The following is a 26,696-nucleotide window of genomic DNA, read 5'->3' as shown; positions in this document are numbered from 1 at the left end:
GGTCCGCCGTAGTGTAATGGCAGCACGACAGCCTTTGGAGCTGTTAAGTCCAGGTTCGAGTCCTGGCGGCGGAGCATGACCGAGAACAGACTCGCCATCGTCGTCCTTGCGGCAGGCCAGGGCACACGCATGAAGTCCCGACTGCCCAAGGTCCTCCACCCGATAGCGGGGCGCCCGCTCGTCGGCCACGTGCTGACCACGGCAGCTCACCTCGGCGCGGAGCACATCGAGGTCGTGGTTCGCCATGAGCGCGACCGCGTCGTCGAGATGCTCAGCCAGGGCTACCCCGATGCCGTGATCGTCGATCAGGACGAGGTCCCCGGCACGGGGCGTGCTGTGCAGGTCGCTGTCGATGCTCTTCCCGACGAATTCGAGGGCGACGTTCTCGTGCTTTCCGGCGATGTCCCGCTGCTCGAGGCCGACACGCTGCGGACGCTCATCGATGCGCACCGTGGGGCCGCTGCCGCGGCCACCATCCTCAGCGCACTTCTCGACGACCCTACCGGCTACGGCCGCGTCATCCGTGATGGCAGCGGAGCGGTCGCGCGCATCGTCGAGCAGAAGGATGCGAGCGCAGAAGAAGCAGCGGTCACCGAGATCAACTCCGGTGTCTACGTGTTCCGAGCCACCGCCCTGCGCCACTTCTTGACCCAGATCGACCAGAACAACGCCCAGGGCGAGCTTTATCTCACCGACGTCATCGGCCTGCTCCGCGGGGCGGATGAAACCGTTGCCGCAGAGATCGCCGCCGATGCACCCGCGACATTCGGCATCAACGACCGCGTGCAGCTGGCAGCGGCCGGCCGCGTGCTCAACGATCGCATCGTTCGTCGCTGGCAGCGCGAAGGCGTCACGATCGTCGACCCGGCAACGACCTGGATCGATGATGATGCGAAGCTCGCACCCGACGTGACGCTCCTGCCGAACACGTACATCGCCGGCGCGACGGTCGTCGAGTCCGGCGCCGTGATCGGTCCCGATACCTCGTTGCTGGACTGCGAGGTCGGTGAGGATGCCGTCATCCGCCGCTCTGATGCGACGCTCGCCGTGATCGGTGCGGGCGCCAATGTCGGGCCCTTCGCGTACATCCGCCCCGGCACGACCCTGGGAGCCAACGGCAAGATCGGCACCTTCGTCGAGACGAAGAATTCCCAGATCGGCGAGGGCAGCAAGGTTCCGCACCTGTCGTACATCGGCGATACGACGATCGGGGAGCGGGTCAACCTCGGCGCAGGCGCGATCACTGCGAACTACGACGACATCGTCAAGCACCGCACCGAGATCGGCGACGAGGTGCACACCGGATCGCACAACGTCTTCGTGGCGCCGGTTAGGATTGGTGCTGGTGCGAAGACTGGAGCGGGAGCGGTCGTCCGTAAGGATGTTCCCGCGGGTGCTCTGGCCTTGAGCGTTGCCCCTCAGCGAAATGTCGAGGGGTGGGTCGAGAAGAATCGGGCAGGTACCGGCGCGGCAGTTGCCGCGGCTCGGGCCAGCGAAGCGTCAGTCAACAAAACTGCAGAGTAAGGCAGGTCATGGGGCACAAGAAGAAGACCGTTGCACTGGATCGGGACAACGGCGTTGCCCCCGGCATCATCGCCAAGACGAAGAAGCGCCTCGTCGTCGCCGGAGGTCGCTCGCACCCTGAGCTGACTGCGGCTGTCGCGAAGGCGCTCGGAACGCAGGCGGCGCCTGTCGAGCACCGCACCTTCGCCTCGGGTGAGATCTACGCCCGCTACGAGGTCTCGATCCGCGGAACAGACCTGTTCATCGTGCAGACCTTCGGCGAGCCGGTCAATGAGTGGCTCATGGAGACGCTCATCATGATCGATGCGGCCAAGCGTGCTTCGGCGAAGCGCATCACCGTCGTCGCGCCCTACTTCCCGTATTCGCGTCAGGACAAGAAGGGTCGTGGCCGCGAGCCGATCAGCGCACGTCTGGTCGCGGATCTGCTCAAGACTGCGGGTGCGGACCGCATCATGAGCGTGGATCTGCACGCCGCGCAGATCCAGGGCTTCTTCGATGGTCCTGTCGATCACCTGTTCGCAAAGCCCGTGCTGCTCGAGCACTTCCGCGAGAATCTTACGGAAGAAGACCACGAGACGCTCACCATCGTCTCGCCCGACATGGGCCGTGTGCGCGTCGCCGACACCTGGTCGGACAGCCTCGATGCGCCGCTGGCGATCATCCACAAGCGTCGCGATCCGAAGGTCGCGAACCAGGTCTCCGTGCACGAGATCGTCGGCACGGTCAAGGACCGAACGTGTCTGCTCGTCGATGACATGATCGACACCGGCGGAACGATCGTCAAGGCAGCGCAGGCGCTGAAGGCCAGCGGTGCACGCCGCGTCATCGTCGCCGCCACGCATGCCATCTTCAGCGATCCGGCGAGCGAGCGACTTCAGGACGACGCGATCGATGAGGTCGTCATCACCGACACGATCCCGCTCACCGCATCGCGTCAGTGGGATGGTCTCACGATCCTGCCGATCGCTCCGCTGCTCGCCCGCGCCATCCACGAGGTGTTCGAAGACGGCTCGGTGACCAGCATGTTCGGTGGCGACGCGTAGTCCTTTGATGTTGTGATCTCATTCGCCTCCCTGCGTCAGCGGGTGCTCGCCGTTCTCGGTGCCGTGTCGATGTATCGGCTGGCGCTGTACGGCCTCGGGCTCCTTGCTCTGACCGCACTGGTGCTGTCTCTGTTCGGTCTGGTCTCTCCTGCTCCGATCGAGCTGGTCGCCTCATACGTCGTTCTTGCGGCGGTGATCTCCGCTGTCGATGCCGCGGCGCAGCGACTGCTGCACCTGCCATGGCGCGTGGAGTCGTCTCTGGTCACTGCGCTGGTGCTGCTGTTCGTGATGCAGCCCGGTGCGAACGGGCCGGCGCTAATCGGTCTTGCACTGGCAGGTGCGCTCGCAAGCCTCTCGAAGTACCTCATCGCATGGCGTGGACGCCACATCTTCAACCCGGCGGCATTCGGCGCGGCGGTGGTGTCGATCGTCGGCGCGCTCGGAGCACTCGAATGGCTGGGCACGTCGGCATCCTGGTGGGTGGGAACGCCCGCGATGGCGGGACCGGTGGCACTGGTCGGCCTCGCCATCCTGTGGCGCGTCGAGAAGGTGCGCGTCGTGCTGGTGTTCCTGCTCATCGCAGTGGGAACCTCGGTGGTGCACCAGGCCGCCCAGGCCCCGCCGCTCGGCGGCGAATTCGAGCTGTCTGCGGCGCTGTTCAACGCGGTGCTGCAGTCGCCGTTCCTCTTCCTCGGGATCTTCATGGTCGCCGAACCCCTGACAAGCCCACCGCGCCGCTGGCAGCAGTTCTGGGTCGCTGCTGTGGTGGGAGTTCTCGCGGGCTGGCCGATCATCATCGGCGGCCTGTTCACCCTTGGGCAGGAACGGGCGATGCTGATCGGCAACCTGGTCGCGCTCACCTTCGCCCTGCGCGGATCCGTGCGTCTGGTTCTCGAGAAGCGCGAGTTCATCACCCCGACTGCGCAGGAGCTCACCTTCAGGGCACGCGGGGCGCTGCGGTTCCTTCCTGGGCAGTATCTCGAGCTCGATGTCCCGCATCACCGTCCGGATGCCCGTGGGACCCGTCGCGAGTTCAGCATCGTGTCTGCTCCGGCAGATCTTCCGGTGCTTCGCATCGCGTACAAGAACGGTGATCAGAACCATCCCTCGTCCTATAAGCGCGCGCTGGCCCTGGCAGATCCCGGCACGGTCCTCGCGGTCACCGGTACCTGGGGAGACTTCCTGCTTCCCAAGGGCGACGCTCCCGTGCTCATGGTGGCTGCCGGCATCGGCGTCACGCCTTTCGTCTCGCAACTGCGCCAGCTCCAGGCCGATGGCGCCTCCCGTGACGCCGTGCTCGTATACGTGGCATCCGAGGCCGCCGAACTGGCATTTCGGGCCGAGCTGGAAGCGACCGGCGTGCCGACCATCGTCTTCACTCGCGATGAGCCGGCAGATCTTCCTGCGCACTGGACGTGGGCGCAGGGCATCCGCCTTGACGCAGCGGGACTCGAGCATGCGGTTTCTGACATCGCCGCGCGGCACGCCTTCATCTCGGGCCCGCCGCGGCTGCTCGCCGATCTCGCGCCCGCGCTGCAGAAGACGCATTCGGTGACGACAGACGCCTTCGCCGGGTACTGACGGGCAAGGTCACTGAGGGGCACGGTCACCGAAGGGCGCAGGCCCGGCGGCGCCTGACTTAGATGCCGGATGCTGCGCGCGCGGGGAACCGGACCATGAACGTGGTGTCCCCCGGCTGAGACTCCACCGAGATCGTGCCGTGGTGGCCCTCGACGATGGCCTTGGCGATCGCGAGCCCGAGACCCGTCCCACCGGTCTGGCGGGCGCGAGAGCTGTCGCCGCGGGCGAAGCGTGCGAACAGCTCGTCACGCACCCCAGGGTCGATCCCGGGCCCGTCATCGTGCACGCGGATGACCGCCTCGTTACCTTCCTGCGCCACGCTCAGGGTGATCTGCGTGCCCACCGGGGTGTGCGTCCTGGCATTCGCGAGCAGGTTCGTGACCACCTGGTTCACGCGCCCCGCATCGCCTGCCATCATCACCGGCTCTTCGGGCACATCGATGCTCCAGACGTGTTCGGGGGCAGTCGGGCGCGCATCAGAGATGCTCTCCAGCGCGAGTTGGGTGAGATCGATGGTGCTGTAGACGAGCTCCTGCCCTTCATCGAGACGGGCGAGCAGCAGCAGGTCCTCGACGAGCCGCGTCATGCGCAGAGACTGCGCCTGAATGCGCTCGAGGGCAGTTTCCGTGTCGCTTGCATCCACACCGGCAGCCGATGCCCGAGCCTGGTGAAGAGAGCGAAGCGACAGCTCCGAATAGCCGCGAATGGATGCCAGGGGAGTGCGGAGCTCGTGGCTGGCGTCTGCGACGAACTTGCGCATCCGCTCCTCGTTGCGCTGGCGCGCGGCGAGTGAGTCGTTCACGTGGTCGAGCAGTGTGTTGAGTGATGCGCCCACGAGGCCCGTTTCAGTGCGGGGATCGGCCTCGGCATCCGGAACCCGTTCGGTGATCTCGACCTCACCGCGGTCGAGAGGCTGGTTGGCCACACGCGTGGCAGTGCCCGCCACGGCGCGCAACGGCCGGAGGCTGAATCTGATCGTGACCGCCGTCGTCAGCGCGAGCAGGATGAGCCCGCCGAAGGTGGCGAGGGTGATCACCGTCAGAAGCTGTGCCAGGGTGCTCTGGATGGCATCTCGCGGCAGACCGGTGACGACGGAGATCTTGTCGGAGAACTGTGTTACCGAAGTCTGAGTCACGGTCAACTGGTACGTGCCACCGCGGGGACCGTCCAGAGCGATGACGCCATCAGGGTGCCCGCGGAGAGCCGCATCGATGGCGACGAGCTGCGAATCCGTGAGGTCGCGCACTTCTCCGGAGCCGTTCACTTGAATCCCGCTCGCGCCCTCCTGCGTGGCGATGGCGAGCACCATCCCGGTGGCAGGCGGTGCGACGTTCTCCATCGCAGCCTGAGCGGTCAGCGGCACGTTGCGGACCGCCGCCGGGATAGAGGCCTGTGTGACGAGACTGGTCGTGCGGATGGACAGCGACTTAACCTGCTCCGCCAGCTGCCCCTCGAGGGCTGTGCCGAGCGTCGCGCTCGTGATCACTGCGACGATGATGAGAATCAGTGACACGAAACCGATGACCGCGGTCATCAGTCGTGCCTGAAGTGTCCAGGGCCGAGACGGACCGGCTTCGGTCACTGCGGCGCCTTGATCATGTAACCGACACCGCGCACTGTGTGCAGCAGGGGAGTGCGGCCGGCATCGATCTTCTTGCGGAGGTAGGAGATGTAGAGCTCGACGACTGAGGATTTTCCGCCGAAGTCGTAGCTCCAGACCCGATCGAGGATCTGAGCCTTCGAGAGCACCCGACGCTCATTGCGCATGAGGTACCGCAGCAGTTCGAACTCCGTCGCGGTCAGCTCGATCTCGGTACCGTCGCGCTCGACTTCGTGACTGTCTTCATTCAGCGTGAGGTCGCCGACCCGCAGAATCGACTGGCCCTCGTCAGATGAGGCAAGACCCGTGCGCCGGATGACCGCGCGCAGCCGGGCGATGACCTCTTCCAGGCTGAAGGGCTTGGTGACGTAGTCGTCGCCGCCGGCGGTGAGGCCTGCGATCCGGTCGCCGACGGCGTCCTTCGCTGTCAGGAACAGCACCGGCACGAGGTTTCCGGACTCGCGAAGGCGGCGCAGCACGCTCATGCCATCGAGATCCGGCATCATAATGTCGAGAACCAGCGCATCCGGCTCGAATTCACGCGCCACCTGCAGGGCCTCGAGCCCGGAAGACGCCGTTCGCACCTCCCAGCCCTCCATGCGCAGAGCCATCGCCAGCAGATCGGTGAGCATCTGCTCATCATCCACGGCGAGGATGCGAAGAGGGGAGCCGTCCGGGCGGTGCAGTTCGGGCTGGTCAGCGGTCATGCACTTATTCTGTGGAATCTCCTATGGAGTTTCTATGGAGAATGCTGTGCGTGCTCTGTGAGTAGAAGCTGTTCGCGTTGCGTGAAACACTGTCGCGATGTCGGATGCGGGTACTACCGTTTCTGCATGACCGATGAGACCAGAGCCACTGGATCAACCACCGCCGAACCGTTCGCTGCTCGCCCCACCACTGCCGTCGAAGTCGCCGACCTCGTCCGGCATGCGAAGGAAAGCGGCCTCCGTCTCACGGTCGTCGCGGGCGGGCATGGGCCCTGGGCGCGGACCCCGGCACCAGGCATGCGCATCGAACTCGAAGTGCTCTCACACATCGACGTCGATGACGCTGTTGTCCATATCGGCGGCGGAGCCGTCTGGGGAGACGTCGCGGCGGCGCTTGACGCACATGGGCTGGCGATCAGCTCCGGAGATACTGGATCGGTCGGTGTCGGCGGGCTCACGCTCGGCGGCGGGATCGGATGGATGGTGCGCGCCTGGGGGATCGCCGCCGACCAGCTCATTGGAGCCCAGATCGTGACCGCTGCCGGCGATATCGTCGAGGCATCCGCCGCAGAGAACCCCGATCTGTTCTGGGCGATACGGGGCGGGGGAGGCAACTTCGGGATCGTGACCCGCTTTGATTTCCAAGCGCACCGCATTGCGGGAATCACGCTTGGCGAGCACACGGTAACCGACACCGCTCCTGCGCTGAGGGCACTGCGCGATCTGATGAGGGACGCGCCCCGTGAGTTGACGGTGACCTACATCGACGTACCCCCGATGGACCCCAGCGCTCCGGCGGGAGCGCGGCTCACTGCTGTCTGGGCTGGTGTTGATCCTGACAGGCTCCGAAGCGTCATGGGCCCGGTGTCACACGTCGCTGGAGTCGAGGCAGACTACTCAACGCCGGCGTATCGAGAGATTCTTCTGGGGCCGTCTGAGCCTTCAGAAGGAGCGGATACGCTGCCTGCGTTCATCGGCGGAAACGGTCTGTTCGCTGATTTGGACGACGAGCTCATCGACCGACTTATCGACTTCCGATCGACGCATCCCGCATCCGTAGTTCTCCTGCGGTCACTCGGCGGCGCGTACTCCGACGTCGTGCAAGAAAGCACGCCGTTCCCGGCGCGCAGCGCGAACTGGTTCGTCATGGCGGGTGGATTCGATGTCCCTGGCCTGGTGGACGATGCCACGCGCGAGCGGATCAGTGCGGATTGGGGTCGTATCCAGGAGCGCCGGATCGCCGAGTACGGCAACTTCGCGGTGACGGAGCGCACAGAAGCGGTGCCGGGGATGTTCACTGAGTCGGCCCTTGCCCGGCTTCGTGAGATCAAGGCGAAATGGGATCCGGAGAACCTGTTCCGCAGGAACCACAACATCGAGGTATGAACGAAGAAGGGCTGGGAATCTCGCGATTCCCAGCCCTCACCTCGACTGCGTGATCAGTGCGTGTCTTCTGCTTCGATCTCGGTGCGGTCGCCCGACCAGAGCGTGTGGAAGGTGCCTTCCTTGTCGACGCGCTTGTAAGTGTGGGCACCGAAGAAATCGCGCTGCCCCTGCACGAGGGCTGCCGGCAGGCGGTCAGCGCGGAGGCCGTCGTAGTACGACAGTGATGAGCTGAATGCGGGGGCGGGGATTCCGGCGGTCGCTGCAGCGATGACGACGCGACGCCAGGATGCTCCGGCGCGAGTGATCGCCTCGGCGAAGTAGGGCGCGGTCAACAGTGCGGGCAGCTCGGGTGCCTCGTCGTACGCTTCAGCGATGCGGTTGAGGAACTGGGCGCGGATGATGCAGCCGCCGCGCCAGATCTTCGATACCGCTCCGAGGTCGATGTTCCAGTTGTACTCGGCAGCACCGGCGCGGATCTCGTCGAATCCCTGCGAGTAGGCGACGATCTTCGAGGCGTACAGTGCGAGACGGACATCCTCGATGAACGCGTCGACGTCATCGACCTGGAACTCTTCTGCAGGGCCGGGAAGTCCCACGGCGACCGCACGCTGCTCGGGGTGAGACGAGAGCGAGCGAGCGAAAGTCGCCTCGGCGATTCCAGAGACAGGCACGCCGAGGGAGAGCGCGGTCTGCACGGTCCATGCGCCGGTGCCCTTGGCGCCGGCCTGGTCGAGGATGACATCCACGAGAGGCTTGCCGGTCTCAGCATCCACCTGGCGCAGGACCTCAGCGGTGATCTCGATCAGGTATGACTCGAGTTCGCCGGCGTTCCACTCGGCGAAGATGTCGGCGATCTCGGCAGGCGTCTTGCCGGTGCCGCGGCGGATGAGGTCGTACGCCTCGGCGATGAGCTGCATGTCGGCGTACTCGATGCCGTTGTGGACCATCTTCACGAAGTGTCCGGCACCGTCGTGGCCGATGTGGGTGACGCAGGGCTCGCCCTCGGCGACAGCGGCGATCGACTTCAGGATCGGGCCGAGCGTGACCCAGGACTCATCCGAACCGCCGGGCATGATGCTCGGGCCGAGGAGAGCGCCTTCCTCGCCACCGGAGATTCCTGCGCCCACGAAGTTGATGCCCGTCTCACGGACGGCCTTCTCGCGGCGGATGGTGTCGGGGAAGTAGGCGTTGCCGCCGTCGACGATGATGTCACCGGGCTCGAACACCGAGGTGAGCGAATCGATCACTGCATCGGTTGGGCCGCCGGCCTTGACCATGATGATCGCGGTGCGCGGCTTCACCAGGGAGTCAGCGAACTCCTGGTACGAGAACGCGGGAACGAAACCGGCTTCGGGGTGTGCGGCGAGCAGCTCATCCGTCTTCGAGCGGCTGCGGTTGAGCACCGCGACCGTGTTTCCCTCACGTGAGGCGAGGTTGCGGGCCAGATTCGAACCCATGACGGCGAGTCCAACGACTCCGATATTCGCAGATGCTTCGGGCACAGATTGCTCCTCGATCGTGAAGGGGGGACGACTTCAGATTATCGCTGTGGCGAGGAGGTGTCGCATTCGTGACGACAGACGTCATGAATGCTGCCCGAGACGTCAGTCCTTGCGGTAGCTGGTGCGCCCCATCGCGAACAGAGCGCCGACGGTGCAGACGGTGGCGCCGAGCGCCATCGCGCCGATGAGCCACAGGATCACGTGTGAGAGGAATGCGCCGTCGAGCATGTCGGGCTCCGATTTCTGGGTGTTGTCTGCGTATGTGGAGGACTGTTTTCAGCCTACCGTGAGATCGGGTACCATTGAGGAGTTCCTCGGCGAGGGATGCTTCGCGTGCGCGGCATCCGTAATCGACGCGGCGAATCCAGCCTCGTGGCTATTTCGCACGTCTGCGTCCGGGAAGCCGACCATCAGACCACCACGCGGCGAGCAATTCGCCGTGTGCCCCGAAGGAGAACCAATGTCTCAGGACACCAAGGTCCACGCCGAGGTACGCGAACAGTTCGGCAAGGGCTTCGCCCGTCGTCTGCGCGCAGCCGGCAAGATCCCCGCCGTCATCTACGGCCACGGCACCGACCCGGTGCACGTTGCGCTTCCCGGCCACCAGGTCTCGCTCATCATCCGCCGCGCCAACGCGCTGCTCGAGCTCGACGTCGATGGCAAGGACCACCTCGCGCTCGTCAAGGACGTTCAGCGCGACCCGGTGCGCCAGATCATCGAGCACATCGACCTCCTCGTCGTGAAGAAGGGCGAGAAGGTTCACGTCGAGGTTCCGATCCTCACCGTCGGCGAGTCCTTCTCGGGCACGATCGTGACGAACGAAGTCAACACGATCCGCCTCGAGGTCGAGGCAACGCACATCCCTCAGCACATCGAGGTTTCCGTCGAGGGCCTCGTTGAGGGCGCCCACATCACCGCAGGCGATGTCAAGCTGCCCAAGGGCGCAGCCCTCCTGGACGACCCGGAGCTCCTGCTCCTCGCTGTTTCGGTGCCGGCAGCAGAGGTCGAGTCCTCTGCTGACGCAGAGGCCGCTGAGGCCGCTGCAGCTCCCGCCGCTGAGGCCGCTGCAGAGTAAGTTCTTCAGAACGGCAGAGGGGACGCGAGCACATCGCGTCCCCTCTTTCGTACCTGAGAACAGTTCCGTGTCCGAGAACCGTTTCGTGCCAGAGCACCGCGAGAGATGAGAGTCGAATGGCCCAGACGTGGTTGATCGTGGGACTGGGAAATCCAGGACCCCGCTATGAATCGACCCGCCACAACGTCGGTCAGATGGTCCTCGACGAACTCGCCGCGCGTCGTGGCGAGAGCTTCCGCGAGCACAAGAGCGGCGCGCGCGTCGTCGAGACATGGCTGCGGCCTGGCGCGGACAAGATCGTGCTCGCAAAGCCGAACTCATTCATGAACGTCTCCGGCACCCCTGTCGCAGCCCTCGCGAGGTTCTACTCGGTGTCTCCGGAGCATACGGTCGTGATTCATGACGAGCTGGACATCCCCTTCGACACCCTCAAGCTCAAAAGCGGTGGAGGACACGGCGGGCACAACGGCGTCCGAGACATCGCCCGCGCGATCAGCACCTCAGATTTCCCCCGAGTCCGCATCGGGATCGGGCGCCCGCCTGGTCGACAGGATCCGGCCGACTGGGTGCTGTCACCGTTCGGCAAGACGGAACGAGAGACGCTGCCCGTGCTCGTTTCGGATGCTGCTGACGCAGTCGAGCTGCTGGTCGCAGAAGGGCTGCTTGCCGCGCAGCAGAAGCATCACGCGCCGCGCTGAGTCGGCACGACAGCCGCTCTCGCTCAGGAGGGCTGCGAGATGAATCCGGCGCTTGCGCCGCTGCCCAGCATGACGCTGAGCACAGTGAAGAAGATTACCGGGCCGATCACGCCGAGAATCAGCGCGATGATTCCCCAGACGCGTCCCTGCCGCTTCACGATCGCGATGATGCCCAATACGATCGCAGCAAGACCGGCAAGCGTGCCGCCCCAGAATCCGATCTCTCCCATCAGCACCTGATCGCGGACAGGGGAGAGGAATGCCAGATCCGACGTCGCCGCATTGATGTCACTCGCGACCGTCGGAAGAGCGATTCCGATCTGGTAGCCCGCGATACCGGCGAGGATCGGCATCAGTGCCGCGGCCACGATCGAGAGCGCGAAAGCGATCACGCCCAGCAGAGCAGACCTCGGTGCTGCCGGCTGCGGCGCCTGATAGGCGCCGGCGGGTGCGCCGTAACCGCCGACGGGTGCGGAATAGGCCCCAGGAGGGGTCTGATACGTCGGGTTCTGATAAGACGGCGGCGGAAGCTGCGGTTGTGTCACGCCCCCATCTTAGAGGGCGTGACACAACCTGCTGTCAGAGACGGCGGAGCAGCCCGATCTTGTCGTACACGTCGGCGAGGGTCGCATCGGCGACAGCTTCTGCTCGCGCCGCGTTCGCCGCAAGGATGCGGTCGAGCTCGGCGGGGTCATCGAGAAGCTCGAGAACACGCTCGCGCACCGGCCCGAACTCGGAAGTGACGAACTCGGCGAGGTCCTTCTTAAAATCGCCGTAACCGCGACCCGCGTACTCGTCTTCGATAGCGCCCACCTGGCGCCCGCTCAGGGCAGCGTAGATCGTGAGCAGGTTCGAGACGCCGGGCTTGTTCTCGCGGTCGTAGCGCACCGTGCCATCGGCATCCGTGACCGCGCGCATGATCTTCTTCGCCGACTTGGACGGCTCGTCCAGAAGCCACAGCACGCCCGCATCGGACTCGGCTGACTTCGACATCTTCGACGTCGGGTTCTGCAGGTCGTAGATACGCGCGGTGTCCTTCTGGATCACCGGCTTCGGGATGGTGAAGGTGCTCCCGAAGCGCTTGTTGAAGCGCTCAGCGAGGTCGCGCGTGAGCTCCACGTGCTGCTTCTGGTCGTCACCCACGGGCACCAGCTCGCTCTGATAAAGCAGGATGTCGGCCGCCATGAGCACGGGGTAGGTGAACAGACCCACCGAGGTGGAGTCCTGTCCGAAGCGCGCGGACTTGTCTTTGAACTGCGTCATGCGGCCGGCCTCGCCGAACCCGGTGATGGTGCCGAGCACCCAGGCCAGCTCGGCGTGTGCACGCACATGCGACTGCACATAGAGCGTGGACTTCGACGGCTCGATGCCTGCGGCGATGTACTGCGCAGCCGTGCGACGGGTCTTCTCGCGCAGTTCCTTGGGGTCCTGCGCAACGGTGATCGCGTGCAGGTCGACGACGGAGAAGAACGCGTCGTAGGAACTCTGCATGTCTCGCCACTGCAGCAGAGCCCCGATGTAGTTGCCGGCCTGGAGGGAGTCGGCGGAGGGCTGCATTCCTGAGTAGAGACGAGGCTTGTTCACACATCGATTCTATGGCGATGTGACGAGAGACTCCGTCGTCGGCGCTCAGTACGTGTAATCGACGACGACCGGTGCGTGGTCGCTCCAGCGCTCGGCATACGATGCCGCACGGGCCACGTGGTAGCGCTGTGCGCGTTCCATCAGCGAAGGAGTCGCCAGGTGGTAGTCGATGCGCCACCCGGTGTCATTGTCGAAGGCCTGCCCGCGCGCAGACCACCAGGTGTACGGGCCCTCGACCTCGCCGTGGACTCGTCGACCGACGTCGATCCAGCCGAGGCCGGTGCCGACGGTGCCATCGACACCGGTAATCTCTGCGCCGGCCTCACCGAGGTAACGGTCGAAGTACGCGCGTTCGCGGGGGAGGAACCCCGACTTCTTGCGGTTGCCACGCCAGTTCTTGATGTCGAGTTCGCGATGGCCGACGTTGAGGTCGCCTGTGACGAGTGCGAGTGCGTCGTCCTGCCCGAGCTCAGCCAGCCGAACACCGAACGCATCGAGGAACTTCCACTTCTCTTCCTGCTTCGGGGTGTCTGCTTCTCCGGAGTGCACGTACGCGCTCACGACCGTCAGCGGCAGGTCTCCGAGGAGGAAGTCTCCCTCGAGCCACCGGCCCTTCGAATCGAAGTCTTCGGCGCCGAGTGCCGTGCGGTGCGCGAGTGCGGGGATGCGGCTGGCGATGGCCACACCCGCTCGTCCCTTGGCGGTCGCTTCGTCGTGAACGATCGACCAGCCGGGCAGCGCCACCTCGAGATGCTCGTCTTGGCCACGGACCTCTTGCAGGGTCAGAACGTCGACTTCTGCGTCATCGAGCCACCGCTTCATTCCGTTGCGGACAGCCGCCCGGATTCCATTGACATTGACCGAGGCGATACGCAGATGAGGCATGCATCCAGCCTAACGAGGGCCGGGGACATCCCTGCTCTCGCTCTCCTCGATGGCGGCGTTGAGGGTGTCCTGTGCGCGCCGCACCGCACGCGCGAGAGCGTATCGGCGATACCACGATGCGCGTTCATAGGCATCGCGAGCGCGACGCAGTCGTACGCGCGCTGCCAGCACGAGCGCTTCCTGCTCGGCGAGGCGCGCCGCTGCCTCGTCTTCGATCTCGAGCGGGTGATCGTGATCGGCCGCGGTCACCGCGATCCAGGACGCCGCGACGAGAACGATGCTCGCCAGCAGACGGCACCACAGCAGCAGCGCGATGATGACGGCGAACGATGCCAGCAGCGGGTTGCTGGGCACCCGGGTGAGGAGCGCGCCGGCCCCGAGTTGGAGGACCACCATGGCAGCGGCGCCGAGGAGCGACGCGGGCCAGATGAACCGCCAGCGCAGGTCGGCCCCGACGAGAAAACGCATGAGACCTGCGAGCGCGCCCGCATCGATGACGAACGCGCTGAACGCCCAAAGAACCCGGCCGCTGCCGGAGAGCAGCCAGGAGTTCTTATCCCAGTCCAGCAGATCCACCAGCGAATCCAACGCCCACGAGCTGAGAATGCTGAGCGCCGCGCCGCTGAGCAGAGCCAATCCGAACAGCACTCCGGCGAGAAGATCGCGCGCCTTGAGGAGCCAGTAGGACCGCGTGTCGAAAGGCAGCCCGAAGATGTCGCGGATGGCCCGGCGGGTGAAGGTGATCGCGGAGATCGCGGTCCATGCTGCAAAGCCCACCGCGACGGCACCCGTGATGGTCAGCAGGCTCGCGCTGCTCTGCGCGATCGTCTCGACGTCTTTTCTGCTGAGCAGACCCGGATCGCCGATGAGGCCGGGCAGATAGCTGTTTACGAGCTGGATCAGGATGTCGATAGCGCGGGAGCTTGCCCCGAGCCAGAGGCCGACGCCGGCGAAGCTCACGTAGAGGACAGCGAAGAGCGAGAAGAGAACGTAGTAGCTCATCCCCGCCGAGAGCAGGAAGCCGTTCCCGCGCAGGAAGGCTCGCCAGACGCGCACCGGAAAGGTCGCGAGAGTGCGATCCTTCAGGTTGTTCGCGCGCTCGAGAGGTTGCTCGAATCGCTGCTCGAAACGCTCACGCAGCGGGGCGTGATCCTCTGACATGGCCTCAGCCCTCTCCGCGAGCAGCATCCCCTTGCGGGGCGGAAGCAGTCTCAGGCGCGGCCGCGCAGGATGGCCTGCTTGACCTCAGCGATCGCCTTGGTGACCTCGATGCCACGGGGGCACGCCTCTGTGCAGTTGAAGGTGGTGCGGCAGCGCCACACGCCCTCTTTGTCGTTGAGGATGTCGAGACGGACCTCGGCATTGTCATCGCGCGAGTCGAAGATGAAGCGGTGCGCGTTGACGATCGCTGCCGGACCGAAGTACTGGCCGTCGGTCCAGAAGACGGGGCAGGACGAGGTGCACGCGGCGCACAGGATGCACTTGGTGGTGTCGTCGAAGATCGCACGGTCGGCGATCGACTGCACGCGCTCCTTGCCCTTCTCAGGGGTGGAGTTCGCGACCAGGAAGGGCTGCACCTCGCGGTAGGAGGCGAAGAACGGCTCCATGTCGACGATGAGGTCCTTCTCGAGCGGCAGACCCTTGATCGCCTCGACGTAGATCGGCTTCGAGATGTCGAGGTCCTTGATCAGCGTCTTGCAGGCGAGACGGTTGCGCCCGTTGATGCGCATGGCGTCCGAGCCGCAGATGCCGTGTGCACAGGAACGGCGGAACGACAGCGAACCGTCGACCTCCCACTTGATCTTGTGCAGCGCGTCGAGCACGCGGTCGGTCGCGTACAGCTCGACGTCGTAGTCGACCCAGTGCGGCTCGGCATCCTTCTCAGGATCGAACCGGCGCACGATGAACGTGACCAGGAAGGACTGGATGGCCGGTTCGGCGGCAGCAGGAACCTCTGCGACAGCGGTCGACATGATCAGTACTTCCTCTCCATCGGCTGGTAGTTGGTGATGACAACCGGCTTCCAGTCGAGTTTGATGTGGTCGGAGGGCGTCGACGAGTGCGGGTCACCCGTCAGGTACGCCATCGTGTGCTTCATGTAGTTCTCGTCATCGCGCTTGGGGAAGTCATCGCGCATGTGGCCGCCGCGGCTCTCTTCGCGGTTCTGAGCGGCGTAGACGACGACCTCGGCGATGTCGAGCAGGAAGCCGAGCTCGACGGCCTCGAGCAGATCGGTGTTGAACCGGTGACCCTTGTCGTCGACGTAGACGTTCTTGTACCGCTCACGCAGCTCGGCGATCACGCCGAGCACGTGCTCGAGCGACTCGTGCGTGCGGAAGACCTGGGCGCCGCGGTCCATCTCGTCCTGCAGCTTCTTACGGAGGACAGCGACGCGCTCGGTGCCGTTGCTGCTGCGAAGATGCTCGATCATGCCCGAGACGAAAGCTGCGGGGTTCTCCGGCAGCGGAACGAACTCCGCGGTCTTCGAGTACGCCACGGCGTTGCGGCCTGCGCGCTTGCCGAACACGTTGATGTCGAGCAGAGAGTTGGTGCCAAGACGGTTCGAGCCGTGCACCGACACGCAGGCGCACTCACCAGCGGCGTAGAGACCGGGGACGACCGTGTCGTTATCGGAGAGGACCTCTGCGTCGTTGTTGGTGGGGATGCCGCCCATGGCGTAGTGCGCGGTCGGCATGACAGGCACAGGCTCTGTGACCGGGTCCACGCCGAGGTAGGTGCGCGCGAACTCGGTGATGTCGGGGAGCTTCGTCTCGAGGACCTCGGCACCCAGGTGGGTGCAGTCGAGGTAGACGTAGTCCTTGTGGGGGCCGGCGCCGCGTCCGTCGAGGACCTCTTGCACCATGGACCGCGCGACGATGTCGCGCGGTGCGAGGTCCTTGATGGTGGGGGCGTAGCGCTCCATGAAGCGCTCACCCGACTCGTTGCGCAGGATCGCGCCCTCTCCTCGGGCGCCCTCAGTGAGGAGGATGCCGAGGCCGGCGAGTCCGGTCGGATGGAACTGGAAGAACTCCATGTCCTCCAGCGGAAGGTTCTTGCGCCACACGATGCCGACGCCGTCACCGGTGAGGGTGTGCGCGTTGGAGGTGGTCTTGAAGATCTTGCCGAAACCACCCGTGGCGAAGATCACGGCCTTGGCCTGGAACACGTGCAGCTCGCCGGTGGCGAGGTCGTAGGACACGACGCCCGCGACCTGCGTGTTGCCAGCGTCGTCCTTGACCGTGATCAGGTCGAGGACGTAGAACTCGTTGAAGAAGTTGATGCCGAGCTTGACGCAGTTCTGGAACAGCGTCTGCAGGATCATGTGGCCGGTACGGTCGGCCGCGTAGCACGCGCGGCGCACTGGAGTCTTGCCGTGGTTGGCGGTGTGACCGCCGAAGCGGCGCTGGTCGATCTTGCCCTCAGGAGTGCGGTTGAACGGCAGACCCATGTTCTCGAGGTCGATGACCGCGTCGATCGCCTCTTTGGCGAGGATCTCAGCAGCATCCTGGTCGACGAGGTAGTCGCCGCCCTTGACGGTGTCGAAGGTGTGCCACTCCCAGCTGTCTTCCTCGACGTTCGCGAGTGCGGCAGCCATGCCGCCCTGCGCAGCACCGGTGTGCGAGCGTGTCGGGTAGAGCTTGGAGATCACGGCTGTCTTCGCGCCGGGCCCCGCCTCGATGGCGGCGCGCATGCCCGCTCCGCCCGCGCCGACGATGACGACGTCGAACTGGTGGTAGTGCACGCCGTCACGAACGACGGAATCCTGATTCTCAGTAGTCACTTCTCGTTGCTCTCTTCTCAGTTTCCGACGACGCCCATGGCCACGCACTGATCCCACAGGACGCTGTCCTGGTTGACGCCGAGGCAGGGGTCGAATGTGAACACGACGAGGGTGCCGAGCACAATGAGCAGACCCGCTGCGAGTGCGACAGCCCACACGAGCGCCTTGCGGACCTTCTCGTGAGTGACGTAGTCATTGATGATCGTGCGCATGCCGTTGCCGCCGTGGATGAATGCCAGCCACAGCATCAGTACGTCCCACCACTGCCAGAACGGCGTGGCGAACTTGCCGGCGATGAACGCGAAGTCGAGCGCGTGGATTCCCTCGCCAACCATGAGGTTGACGAACAGGTGTCCGAAGATGAGGACGATCAGCACGACACCGGATGCTCGCATGAACACCCAGCCCCACTTCTCGAGGTTGATCCCGCGGCGACGACGTGCGGGTGCGGCAACAGTCTGAGCGGACATCAGTGCCCCCCTCCGAATCCGGCGAACGCGAGTGCGAGGTGGCGGGGGATGAACCCGGCCATCAGGATCGCCCACACGGCGATCACACCCCAGAACAGCTGCCGCTGGAAGCGCGCGCCCTTGGACCAGAAGTCAACCAGGATGATCCGGAGACCGTTGATCGCGTGGAAGATGATGGCCGCGACCAGCACGACCTCGCCAAGCGCCATGATCGGGTTCTTGTAGGTGCCGATCACGGCGTTGTACGCCTCGGGGGAGACCCGGATCAGCGCTGTATCCAGTACATGGACCAGCAGGAAGAAGAAAATGGCGACTCCGGTGATGCGATGAAGCACCCACGACCACATGCCCTCACGTCCGCGGTACAGCGTGCCGCGGGGGGCTTTGGACGTGGTTTCCGAAATCGACGGCGTCAAGCGAGTGCCTGCGGACACGGTCGTCCTCCCTATCGATGCGAGGTCGGCAGCATGAGCTGGGTCAGAACCGACCTCAGGACATGCCCGATCGGGTTCCATCCTATTCCTGTTCAAACGCTGGGAGCGACGAAGGGTGGCCTAAGTGTCTCGATGTCGAGATTTCTCATGCCGACTACGCTGAGGACATGACCTCGCCGTTCGACGACTTCTATGCAGTGATCCCCGCCGGCGGCATCGGCAGCCGACTCTGGCCGCTCTCGCGCGCGGATGCGCCGAAGTTCCTGCACGATCTCACCGGTTCCGGCAACTCTCTGCTGCGCGACACCTGGGACCGGTTGGAGCCGATGACCGGCCCTGATCGCATCTCGGTGGTCACCGGCCGCGCGCACCGCGCGGCTGTCGAGGCGGAGCTTCCCGGCATCGCAGATATGAACGTCTTCCTCGAGTCCGAACCCCGCGACTCCGCGGCGGCGATCGGCCTCGCAGCGGCGATCCTGCACCGTCGCGATCCCGATGTCATCATCGGATCCTTCGCTGCGGACCATGTCATTCGCGGCACGCGCACTTTCGAGTTCGCCGTGGAGCAGGCTGTTGCGGTCGCGCGCGACGGATACATCTGCACCATCGGCATCCAGCCTTCTGAGCCCTCTGTCGGCTTCGGGTATATCCAGAAGGGCGATGAGCTCATCGTCGACAAGGCGCCCGAGGCTGCCACCGTCGTGCGCTTCGTGGAGAAGCCCGACCTCGAGACAGCGAAGGTCTACTACGCGGATCGCTCCTTCCTCTGGAACGCTGGCATGTTCATCGCCAAGGCCAGTGTGCTGCTGGATGAACTCGCCGAGAACGAGCCGGAGCTGCACGCCGGACTCCTGGAGCTCGCCGAAGCGTGGGACGACCGCGAACGCCGTGGCCCTGTCGTCGATCGGGTCTGGCCGACGCTCAAGAAGATCGCCATCGACTACGCGGTGGCAGAGCCCGCCGCGGAGAAGGGCCGTCTTGCCGTCATCCCCGGACACTTCGACTGGGACGATGTGGGGGACTTCGCCTCGCTCACCAAGCTCATCTCCGCCGGTCGCAAGAACGACCTCGCGGTGCTCGGGCCCAAGGCGCGCGTGCTGTCGGATGCCGCCACTGGAATCATCGTCAGTCAGACGTCCAGAGTGATCAGTCTGATCGGCGTGAAGGACATCGTGGTCGTCGACACTCCGGATGCTCTTCTGGTCACCACAGCGGAACATGCGCAGCGCGTGAAGGGTGTGGTGGAGTCGCTCAAACTCACCGGTCGCGGAGATGTCTTGTAACATCTGCGCTTGGTCTATTGCGAGTTCATAACCATTAACCGTGCCGACACTCGCGAATGCGGTAACACTGGGTAACTTAGCCGGACGGGGCCTTGCGATTCGCGCAGGCCAGTAGTCGTGGAGGCTTACGTGACCATTTCCACCAAGAAGCGCGCTCTGGCCGCGCTCGTGGCAACCGGCGTTGCTGTCGCACTCGCGGGCTGCGGAGCCGCACCCGAGGAGAACGGCGGCGGAGACGCTGGCGGCGAGACGATCGACTTCCTGCCTTGCATCGTGTCGGATGCTGGCGGATTCGATGACAAGTCGTTCAACCAGCTGTCCTTCGAGGGCATGGTTCAGGCAGCGGACGAGCTCGGTGTCGAGTACAAGAACGTCGAGTCCAACAGTGAGACCGACTTCGCGCCGAACCTGGAGAGCCTCGTCTCGCAGGGCTGCAACGCAGTCGTGTCCGTCGGCTTCGCGCTTTCGGCTGCGACCGTCGAAGTCGCCACCGCCAACCCCGACATCGACTTCATTCTCGTCGACGACGCAGCGGACAACGACTTCGACGGCGAGAAGGATGCCGAGAATGTCAAGCCGCTGCTCTACGACACGGCCCAGGCCGCGTTCCTGGCGGGTTACCTCTCTGCTGGATACTCCGAGACTGGCAAGGTCGGCACGTTCGGCGGCATGGAGTTCCCGACTGTCACGATCTTCATGGACGGCTTCAAGCAGGGCGTCGACTACTACAACGAGCAGAACAGCACCGCCGTAGAGGTCGTGGGAATGACCTCGTTCACTGGTGGCTTCGAAGCCGGTCCCGAGGCCAAGTCGGTCGCGCAGAACATCGTCGACCAGGGCGTCGACGTGCTCCTGCCGGTCGGTGGCCCCATCTACCAGTCGGCGCTGCAGGTCATCAAGGAGTCCGGTCGTGACATCGCGCTGATCGGTGCGGACGCCGACCTGTTCGTGACCGACCCGAGCACGGCTGACTACGTGCTCACTTCGATCCTCAAGGACATGAAGCTGTCCGTGTACGAGGCGACCATGAGCAGCGCGAACGGCGAGTTCGACGCAGAGGCCTACGTCGGCACCCTCGAGAACAAGGGCGTCGGCATCGCCGACCTCCACAACTTCGAGGACAAGGTCGACCCGGCTCTGTGGACCGCTGTGCAGGACCTGCAGAAGCAGATCATCGCGGGCGACGTCACCGTCACGTCCTACCTCGAGTGATCGAGGTATGAACCCCGAGGGGAGGCCGGCCACCCGCCGACCTCCCCTCGCCTATGCCGGGCTCCCACAGGAACCTGGGCTGAAGCACCTTCCCTGATTAGGATCTGACATATGAAGCTTGAACTGCGCGGCATTACGAAGAGGTTCGGCGCGCTGACGGCCAACGACCACATCGACCTCACGATCGAGCCAGGAGAGATCCACTGTCTCCTCGGTGAGAACGGCGCCGGAAAATCGACACTGATGAACGTGCTCTACGGCCTGTACCAGGCCGATGAGGGCTCGATTCTCCTCGATGACGTCGAACAGCACTTCGCCGGGCCAGGCGATGCGATGGCCGCGGGCATCGGCATGGTGCATCAGCACTTCATGCTGATTCCGGTGTTCACCGTCGCCGAGAACGTCATGCTCGGACACGAGAAGACGAACTTCGGAGGCCGTCTGGACCTCGCCGCCGCTCGCGCGATGGTGCGTGAGATCTCGGACCGGTTCGGCTTCCAGGTCGACCCGGATGCCATCGTCGAGGATCTTCCGGTCGGTGTTCAGCAGCGAGTGGAAATCATCAAGGCGCTCTCTCGCGATGCCAAGGTTCTCGTCTTCGACGAGCCGACCGCCGTGCTCACGCCTCAGGAGACCGACGAGCTGATGGCGACCATGCGTCAGCTGCAGCAGTCCGGCACCTCCATCGTCTTCATCACCCACAAACTTCGCGAGGTGCGCGAGGTGGCCGACCGGATCACCGTCATCCGCCTCGGCCAGGTCGTCGGTGAAGCGTCACCGACCGCGAGCAACGAAGAACTCGCCTCTCTGATGGTCGGTCGCGCGGTGGAGCTCACTGTGCACAAGGAGGCTCCCAAGCTCGGCGACGAGTCTCTCGTCGTGTCTGAGCTCACCGTCACCGACGAACTCGGAACGGTTCTGGTCGATGACGTGTCCTTCTCCGTTCGTGGTGGCGAGGTGCTCGTCATCGCCGGTGTCCAGGGCAACGGTCAGACCGAGCTCACCGAGGCCATCGTCGGCCTTCAGCCCCGCGTCAAAGGCAGCGTGCGTCTCAACGGCGAAGAGCTGATCGGCCGCTCGGTGCGCGACATCCTCGACGACGGCGTCGGCTTCGTGCCAGAGGACCGCAGCACCGATGGCATCGTCAAGGAGTTCTCGATCGCAGAGAACCTCATGCTGGACCGTTCGGTCGGCGCCCCGTTCGTCAAGGCGGGAACCCTGCAGTTGCAGGTGCTCGACGAGTTCGCCAAAGAGAAGATCGCCGAGTTCGACATCCGCACTCAGGGTCCGGCGCAGGCCGCTGGTCGCCTCTCGGGTGGAAACCAGCAGAAAGTCGTGCTCGCCCGTGAGCTGAGCCGTGATCTGTCGCTGTTCGTGGCCGCCCAGCCGACACGAGGAGTCGATGTCGGCTCCATCGAGTTCATCCACAAGCGCGTCATCGAGACGCGCGACTCCGGCATCCCCGTCGTCGTGATCTCGACCGAGCTCGATGAGGCCGCAGCCCTCGCTGATCGGATCATGGTGATGTACCGCGGCAAGGTCGTCGGCATCGTCTCCGGCGACACTTCGCGCGAGAAGCTCGGTCTGATGATGGCCGGCATGGTCGAGGCGACTGAGGAGACCAGCGCATGAGCAGTGCAGAACTGAATTCGGTCTCGCCGCCTCCGGCGAATTTCGGCACCGACCCCGCAGCAGAAGTCGAGCCCTCGCGCTGGCACGGAGCCTTCCGCCGGATCGTGATGGGCAACGGGCTCATCTCGGTGCTGTCGGTCATCCTGGCGCTGATCGCCGGCTCGATCATGATCGCGTTCACCGATCCTGACGTACAGCGCACGGCCGGCTACTTCTTCAGCCGCCCGCAGGACATGCTGGTCGCGATCTGGAACTCGATCTCCGGCGCATACGTGGCCCTGTTCCAGGGAGCGTTCTACAACTTCCGTGTCGATGGTTTCGCCGCCGGCATCAAGCCGCTGACCGAGACGCTCAAGTTCGCGACGCCTCTGATCGCGGCCGGCCTCGGCGTCGGACTCGCCTTCCGGGCTGGGCTGTTCAACATCGGTGGTCAGGGACAGATGCTCATGGCAGCAGCCGCCGCAGGCTGGGTGGCCACGAGCATGAACCTTCCCTGGCCGCTGCACATGCTCGTCGCCATCGTCGCCGGAATCATCGCCGGTGCGATCTGGGCCGGCATCGCCGGCATCTTGAAGGCCCGCACAGGCGCCCACGAGGTGATCGTGACGATCATGCTCAACCACATCGCCCTCTATCTGCTGGCCTGGATGCTCGCCACGCAGGGAATCCTGCAGGCACCGGGATCCAACAACCCGAAGACGGCCGCGATGGCAGAGTCGGCGATCCTTCCCGGCATCCTCGGACCCAGATACAACCTGCACGCCGGCTTCATCCTCGCTCTGATCGCCGTGGCATTCACCTGGTGGCTGCTCGAGCGCTCCAGCCTCGGCTTCCGATTCCGCGCCGTGGGAGAGAACCCCACCGCGGCTCGCGTCGCAGGCATCAGCGTCGGTCGGATGTACTTCCTCGTCATGGTCATCGCCGGTGGCCTCGTGGGCATCGCCGGCGTCAGCCAGGTGCTCGGAACGGTCACGAGTGGTTTCGGCGGTGACATCGACGCCGGCATCGGATTCGACGCGATCACCGTGGCGCTGCTCGGCCGCTCCACACCACTCGGCATTCTCGCGGCCGGCATCCTGTTTGGTGCGTTCAAGGCCGGTGGCTTCGCGATGCAGGCATCCGAGAACGTTCCGATCGAGATCGTTCTGGTCGTGCAGTCCCTGATCGTGCTGTTCATCGCAGCGCCGCCTCTCGTGCGGGCGATCTTCGGTCTGCCGCAGCCCGGTGCCAGAAAGAAACCGAACAAGCCCAAGAAGCCGAAGAAGAATGCGGCGCAGATCGCTGAGGAGGTGTCGGCATGACCGTCATGGCTGAATCGGTGGTCAGTGACGAACAGCGTCACGTCACGGTCACCTCATGGAAGACGCCGATCATCTTCGGCCTGTTCACCGTACTGTTCGCACTGCTGCCGCTGCTCGTTCCGCGCGAGGGGAACAGCACGTTCCGCCTGGTCCGCTCGGCGGATGCCGCAATCCAGCTGCCAGAGCTCGTCCTGCCGGCCAACGCCACGGCATGGGTCGCAGTCGTCCTGCTCGCCGCGATGACTGCGCTGGCGATCGTCTGGACGCGTGCGGCGCGCAAGCTGCCGCTGTGGCTGACCGTCGTCTACGTCGCCGTGCTCCTCATCGGATTCCTCGCGTGGGCTTCGGCCGGCGGCACGCTGCCGATGATCGGCCTGCTCGGCGGTGCGCTCGCGCTTGCGACGCCCCTGATCTTCGGGGCACTGGGCGGTGTGATCGGTGAGCGTGTCGGCGTGGTCAACATTGCCATCGAGGCCCAGCTTCTCGCCGGCGCCTTCATGGCCGCCGTCGTGGGATCTGCGACGCAGAGCGCCTGGGCCGGCCTGATCGCGGCAATGGTCGCCGGCGTGCTGGTCTCACTCGTGCTCGCCGTGTTCGCCATCACCTACTACGTCAATCAGGTCATCGTCGGTGTCGTGCTCAACGTGCTGGTGGCGGGGCTCACGACGTTCCTCTACCGCCAGGTGCTGGGTGCGAACCCAGAGCAGCTGAACTCGCCGCCGCTGTTCCCTGTTCTTCCGATTCCGCTGCTGAGCGAGATTCCTGTGCTGGGTCCGGTGCTGTTCCGCCAGACGATCATCGTCTACCTGATGTACGTCACGGTATTCCTGGTCTGGTACGGCCTGTACCGCACCCGCTGGGGCCTGCGCCTGCGCGCAGTCGGCGAGCACCCTCAGGCCGCGGACACCGTCGGAATCAAGGTCGCACCGACCCGCTACTGGAACATGATGCTCGCTGGTGCGATCGCGGGTATGGGTGGTGCGTTCTACACGCTGGTCACGAACCCGCAGTTCGGTCGCGAGATGACCGCGGGTGCCGGATACATCGCTCTTGCCGCGGTGATCTTCGGAAAGTGGGATCCGGTGCGAGCGACCCTCGCAGCGCTCCTGTTCGGGTTCGCGACGAACCTGCAGGGAGTGCTTTCGGTGATCGGGTCTCCGGTGCCGAGCCAGTTCATGCTGATGCTGCCGTACGTCGTGACGATCTTCGCCGTGGCGGGCCTTGTCGGGCGTTCGCGTCCGCCGGCAGCATCCGGCGAGCCATACATTAAGAGTTAGAAAGAGCTATGACTGACATCGACTGGGACGAGCTCCGTCACGTCGCCACAGAGGCCATGCAGAAGGCCTACGCGCCCTATTCACGGTACAAAGTGGGAGCCGCGGCTCTCGTTGCCGACGGACGCATCGTCGCCGGATGCAACGTCGAGAACGCCTCCTACGGCGTGACGCTCTGCGCCGAGTGCGCACTGGTGGGAGACCTGCACATGTCTGGAGGCGGCAAGCTCGTCGCCTTCGTCTGCGTCAACAATGACGGGCAGACGATCATGCCATGCGGCCGCTGCCGACAGCTGCTGTATGAGCACTCCATGCCGGAGATGCTGCTGGAGACGGTCTCCGGCATCCGCACGATCGATGAGGTGCTGCCCGACGCATTCGGGCCGCGCGACCTGGAGGATGTCCGATGAGTGAGCCATTCGACGCGATCGACGTCATCCGCGCGAAGCGCGGCGGTGGCGCTGTCCCCGAACCCGAGCTGCGCTGGATGGTCGATGCCTACACGCGTGGCTATGTCTCCGACGCGCAGATGGCATCGTTCGCGATGGCCATCTTCCAGCGCGGGATGGAGCGCGACGAGATCCGTGTCCTCACCGACGCGATGATCGCATCGGGAGAGCGGATGAGCTTCGCAGACCTCGGCAAGAAGACCGTGGACAAGCACTCCACAGGTGGCGTCGGCGACAAGATCACGCTTCCGCTGGCACCGCTGGTGGCATCGTTCGGCGTTGCGGTTCCGCAGCTGTCCGGCCGGGGTCTCGGTCACACCGGTGGCACTCTGGACAAGCTCGAGTCCATTCCCGGGTGGCGGGCAGCTCTCAGCAACGAAGAGATGTTCGCGCAGATGCAGAGCGATGTCGGCGCGGTGATCTGTGCCGCCGGCTCGGGCCTTGCCCCTGCAGACAAGAAGCTCTACGCCCTGCGCGATGTCACTGGCACCGTCGAGGCGATTCCGCTCATCGCCTCGAGCATCATGTCCAAGAAGATCGCTGAGGGGACCGACGCCCTCGTGCTGGACGTGAAGTTCGGCTCCGGCGCGTTCATGCAGGACATCGACCGCGCTCGCGAGCTCGCCCAGACGATGGTCGCGCTCGGCACGGATTCGGGAGTGGCCACGACGGCCCTTCTGACCGATATGAATGTGCCGCTCGGCCTGGCAATCGGAAACGCGAACGAGGTTCGCGAGTCCGTCGAGGTGCTCGCCGGCGGCGGCCCCGCCGATGTTCGCGAGCTGACGATCGCGCTGGCGCGTGAGATGCTCGCGCTCGCCGGCCATCCGGATGCCGATGTCGAAGGAGCGCTGGATAACGGGCGGGCCATGGACACCTGGAACGCGATGATCCGTGCCCAGGACGGCGACCCGGATGCTGCGCTCCCCGTGGCTCGTGAGACCCATGTGGTCACGGCTCCGTCTGACGGCGTGGTGACCCGGATCGATGCTCTGCCGTTCGGCGTCGCCGCATGGCGACTGGGCGCAGGACGCGCGCGCGCCGAGGACGAGGTCGTGCATGCTGCAGGAATCGACCTGCACGCCAAGCCCGGTGATCGCGTTTCTGCAGGACAGCCGCTGTTCACACTGTCCGCGCAGGATGAAGCGCGGTTCGCACGTGCGCTCGACGCTGTCGAAGGCGCGTGGGCTATCGGAGAGAGCGCGCCGGAGATCGGGCCTCTCGTCCGCGAGCGGATCACCGCGTAAGCTGGGACGTCGACGAGCGCACGTCGGG

At 64.9% G+C, this 26,696-nt stretch carries 25 protein-coding genes and 1 tRNA gene; 14 read left to right on the top strand and 12 right to left on the bottom strand.

Annotated elements, in window-relative coordinates:
- The first annotated feature begins 2 nt into the window (after positions 1-2).
- The 4 genes from ACTU6V_RS13115 to ACTU6V_RS13100 all read left to right on the top strand — a co-directional run bounded on the left by ACTU6V_RS13115 (position 3) and on the right by ACTU6V_RS13100 (position 4,148).
- A tRNA-Gln gene (locus ACTU6V_RS13115) sits at positions 3-74 on the top strand.
- A 1-nt stretch (position 75) separates the two neighbouring features.
- On the top strand, positions 76-1,524 hold the full coding sequence (glmU, locus tag ACTU6V_RS13110; RefSeq protein WP_443475793.1) for a bifunctional UDP-N-acetylglucosamine diphosphorylase/glucosamine-1-phosphate N-acetyltransferase GlmU: 1,449 nt from the start codon (positions 76-78) through the stop codon (positions 1,522-1,524).
- Positions 1,525-1,532: 8 nt separating this feature from the next.
- Positions 1,533-2,567 (top strand): ribose-phosphate diphosphokinase, encoded by a 1,035-nt coding sequence (locus ACTU6V_RS13105; protein WP_443475792.1) that lies wholly within the window; start codon positions 1,533-1,535, stop codon positions 2,565-2,567.
- 69 nt (positions 2,568-2,636) lie between these two features.
- Entirely contained in the window at positions 2,637-4,148 is a 1,512-nt protein-coding gene (locus ACTU6V_RS13100) for an FAD-dependent oxidoreductase (protein ID WP_443475839.1), read from the top strand.
- 58 nt (positions 4,149-4,206) lie between these two features.
- On the opposite strand, the gene ACTU6V_RS13095 is transcribed toward ACTU6V_RS13100, so the two are convergent.
- Both ACTU6V_RS13095 and ACTU6V_RS13090 read right to left on the bottom strand, forming a co-directional pair.
- On the bottom strand, positions 4,207-5,682 hold the full coding sequence (locus ACTU6V_RS13095; RefSeq protein WP_443468968.1) for a sensor histidine kinase: 1,476 nt from the start codon (positions 5,680-5,682) through the stop codon (positions 4,207-4,209).
- 44 nt (positions 5,683-5,726) lie between these two features.
- Entirely contained in the window at positions 5,727-6,455 is a 729-nt protein-coding gene (locus ACTU6V_RS13090; protein ID WP_417510778.1) for a response regulator transcription factor, read from the bottom strand.
- A 126-nt stretch (positions 6,456-6,581) separates the two neighbouring features.
- Between ACTU6V_RS13090 and ACTU6V_RS13085 the strand changes: the two genes are divergently transcribed.
- Positions 6,582-7,841 carry an FAD-binding oxidoreductase gene (locus ACTU6V_RS13085; protein ID WP_443475791.1) on the top strand — a complete coding sequence of 420 codons (1,260 nt, stop codon included), beginning with the start codon at positions 6,582-6,584 and terminating at the stop codon, positions 7,839-7,841.
- Between the two features lie 53 nt (positions 7,842-7,894).
- Here ACTU6V_RS13085 and gnd read toward each other — a convergent pair whose 3' ends face one another.
- Positions 7,895-9,343, bottom strand: a complete 1,449-nt coding sequence (gene gnd, locus ACTU6V_RS13080; protein ID WP_443468966.1) for an NADP-dependent phosphogluconate dehydrogenase — start codon at positions 9,341-9,343, stop codon at positions 7,895-7,897.
- Positions 9,344-9,445: 102 nt separating this feature from the next.
- Positions 9,446-9,571, bottom strand: a complete 126-nt coding sequence (locus ACTU6V_RS13075; RefSeq protein ID WP_443468965.1) for a hypothetical protein — start codon at positions 9,569-9,571, stop codon at positions 9,446-9,448.
- A gap of 232 nt (positions 9,572-9,803) precedes the next feature.
- Between ACTU6V_RS13075 and ACTU6V_RS13070 the strand changes: the two genes are divergently transcribed.
- A complete protein-coding gene (locus ACTU6V_RS13070; RefSeq protein WP_443468964.1) occupies positions 9,804-10,418 on the top strand; it encodes a 50S ribosomal protein L25/general stress protein Ctc in 615 nt (204 codons plus the stop codon).
- A gap of 116 nt (positions 10,419-10,534) precedes the next feature.
- Positions 10,535-11,116 (top strand): aminoacyl-tRNA hydrolase, encoded by a 582-nt coding sequence (gene pth / locus ACTU6V_RS13065; protein WP_443468963.1) that lies wholly within the window; start codon positions 10,535-10,537, stop codon positions 11,114-11,116.
- Positions 11,117-11,139: 23 nt separating this feature from the next.
- Here the strand turns inward: pth and ACTU6V_RS13060 are convergent, their stop codons facing one another.
- The 8 genes from ACTU6V_RS13060 to sdhC are packed head-to-tail and all read right to left on the bottom strand — an operon-like array spanning position 11,140 to position 18,270.
- Positions 11,140-11,661 carry a hypothetical protein gene (locus ACTU6V_RS13060; protein ID WP_443468962.1) on the bottom strand — a complete coding sequence of 174 codons (522 nt, stop codon included), beginning with the start codon at positions 11,659-11,661 and terminating at the stop codon, positions 11,140-11,142.
- Positions 11,662-11,695: 34 nt separating this feature from the next.
- Complete coding sequence (trpS, locus tag ACTU6V_RS13055) at positions 11,696-12,700, bottom strand: tryptophan--tRNA ligase (RefSeq protein WP_443475790.1); 1,005 nt, start codon at positions 12,698-12,700, stop codon at positions 11,696-11,698.
- A 45-nt stretch (positions 12,701-12,745) separates the two neighbouring features.
- Complete coding sequence (locus ACTU6V_RS13050; RefSeq protein ID WP_443468960.1) at positions 12,746-13,585, bottom strand: exodeoxyribonuclease III; 840 nt, start codon at positions 13,583-13,585, stop codon at positions 12,746-12,748.
- Positions 13,586-13,594: 9 nt separating this feature from the next.
- Positions 13,595-14,746 carry a YihY/virulence factor BrkB family protein gene (locus tag ACTU6V_RS13045; RefSeq protein ID WP_443468959.1) on the bottom strand — a complete coding sequence of 384 codons (1,152 nt, stop codon included), beginning with the start codon at positions 14,744-14,746 and terminating at the stop codon, positions 13,595-13,597.
- A gap of 50 nt (positions 14,747-14,796) precedes the next feature.
- On the bottom strand, positions 14,797-15,558 hold the full coding sequence (locus ACTU6V_RS13040; protein WP_443468958.1) for a succinate dehydrogenase iron-sulfur subunit: 762 nt from the start codon (positions 15,556-15,558) through the stop codon (positions 14,797-14,799).
- 2 nt (positions 15,559-15,560) lie between these two features.
- Positions 15,561-17,366: a succinate dehydrogenase flavoprotein subunit gene (gene sdhA / locus ACTU6V_RS13035; protein WP_443468957.1), complete on the bottom strand. Its 1,806-nt coding sequence runs from the start codon at positions 17,364-17,366 to the stop codon at positions 15,561-15,563.
- A gap of 17 nt (positions 17,367-17,383) precedes the next feature.
- Positions 17,384-17,836, bottom strand: coding sequence for a succinate dehydrogenase hydrophobic membrane anchor subunit (locus ACTU6V_RS13030; RefSeq protein WP_443468956.1), 453 nt, complete (start codon positions 17,834-17,836; stop codon positions 17,384-17,386).
- Positions 17,836-18,270, bottom strand: a complete 435-nt coding sequence (gene sdhC / locus ACTU6V_RS13025) for a succinate dehydrogenase, cytochrome b556 subunit (protein WP_443468955.1) — start codon at positions 18,268-18,270, stop codon at positions 17,836-17,838. The genes ACTU6V_RS13030 and sdhC overlap by 1 nt, the downstream gene beginning before the upstream one ends.
- A gap of 167 nt (positions 18,271-18,437) precedes the next feature.
- On the opposite strand from sdhC, the gene ACTU6V_RS13020 reads away from it, so the two are divergent.
- The 7 genes from ACTU6V_RS13020 to ACTU6V_RS12990 all read left to right on the top strand — a co-directional run bounded on the left by ACTU6V_RS13020 (position 18,438) and on the right by ACTU6V_RS12990 (position 26,668).
- On the top strand, positions 18,438-19,553 hold the full coding sequence (locus ACTU6V_RS13020) for a mannose-1-phosphate guanylyltransferase (RefSeq protein WP_443475789.1): 1,116 nt from the start codon (positions 18,438-18,440) through the stop codon (positions 19,551-19,553).
- 129 nt (positions 19,554-19,682) lie between these two features.
- Positions 19,683-20,765 (top strand): BMP family lipoprotein, encoded by a 1,083-nt coding sequence (locus ACTU6V_RS13015; RefSeq protein ID WP_443475788.1) that lies wholly within the window; start codon positions 19,683-19,685, stop codon positions 20,763-20,765.
- 111 nt (positions 20,766-20,876) lie between these two features.
- A complete protein-coding gene (locus ACTU6V_RS13010) occupies positions 20,877-22,397 on the top strand; it encodes an ABC transporter ATP-binding protein (RefSeq protein ID WP_443475787.1) in 1,521 nt (506 codons plus the stop codon).
- The gene (locus ACTU6V_RS13005; RefSeq protein WP_443475786.1) at positions 22,394-23,698 is read left to right on the top strand and encodes an ABC transporter permease; all 1,305 of its coding nucleotides are present in this window, start codon (positions 22,394-22,396) and stop codon (positions 23,696-23,698) included. The genes ACTU6V_RS13010 and ACTU6V_RS13005 overlap by 4 nt, the downstream gene beginning before the upstream one ends.
- Positions 23,695-24,975 carry an ABC transporter permease gene (locus ACTU6V_RS13000; protein ID WP_443468950.1) on the top strand — a complete coding sequence of 427 codons (1,281 nt, stop codon included), beginning with the start codon at positions 23,695-23,697 and terminating at the stop codon, positions 24,973-24,975. Before ACTU6V_RS13005 ends, ACTU6V_RS13000 begins: the two co-directional genes overlap by 4 nt.
- 8 nt (positions 24,976-24,983) lie before the next feature.
- Complete coding sequence (locus ACTU6V_RS12995; RefSeq protein ID WP_443468949.1) at positions 24,984-25,382, top strand: cytidine deaminase; 399 nt, start codon at positions 24,984-24,986, stop codon at positions 25,380-25,382.
- Positions 25,379-26,668, top strand: coding sequence for a thymidine phosphorylase (locus ACTU6V_RS12990; protein WP_443468948.1), 1,290 nt, complete (start codon positions 25,379-25,381; stop codon positions 26,666-26,668). Before ACTU6V_RS12995 ends, ACTU6V_RS12990 begins: the two co-directional genes overlap by 4 nt.
- Positions 26,669-26,696 lie beyond the last annotated feature (28 nt).

The organism is Microbacterium zouquanmingi (genome assembly GCF_052266675.1).
GTDB lineage: Bacteria > Actinomycetota > Actinomycetes > Actinomycetales > Microbacteriaceae > Microbacterium.
The sequence above is the reverse complement of the archived record's forward strand: the minus strand, read 5'-3'. Positions and strand labels throughout refer to the sequence as shown.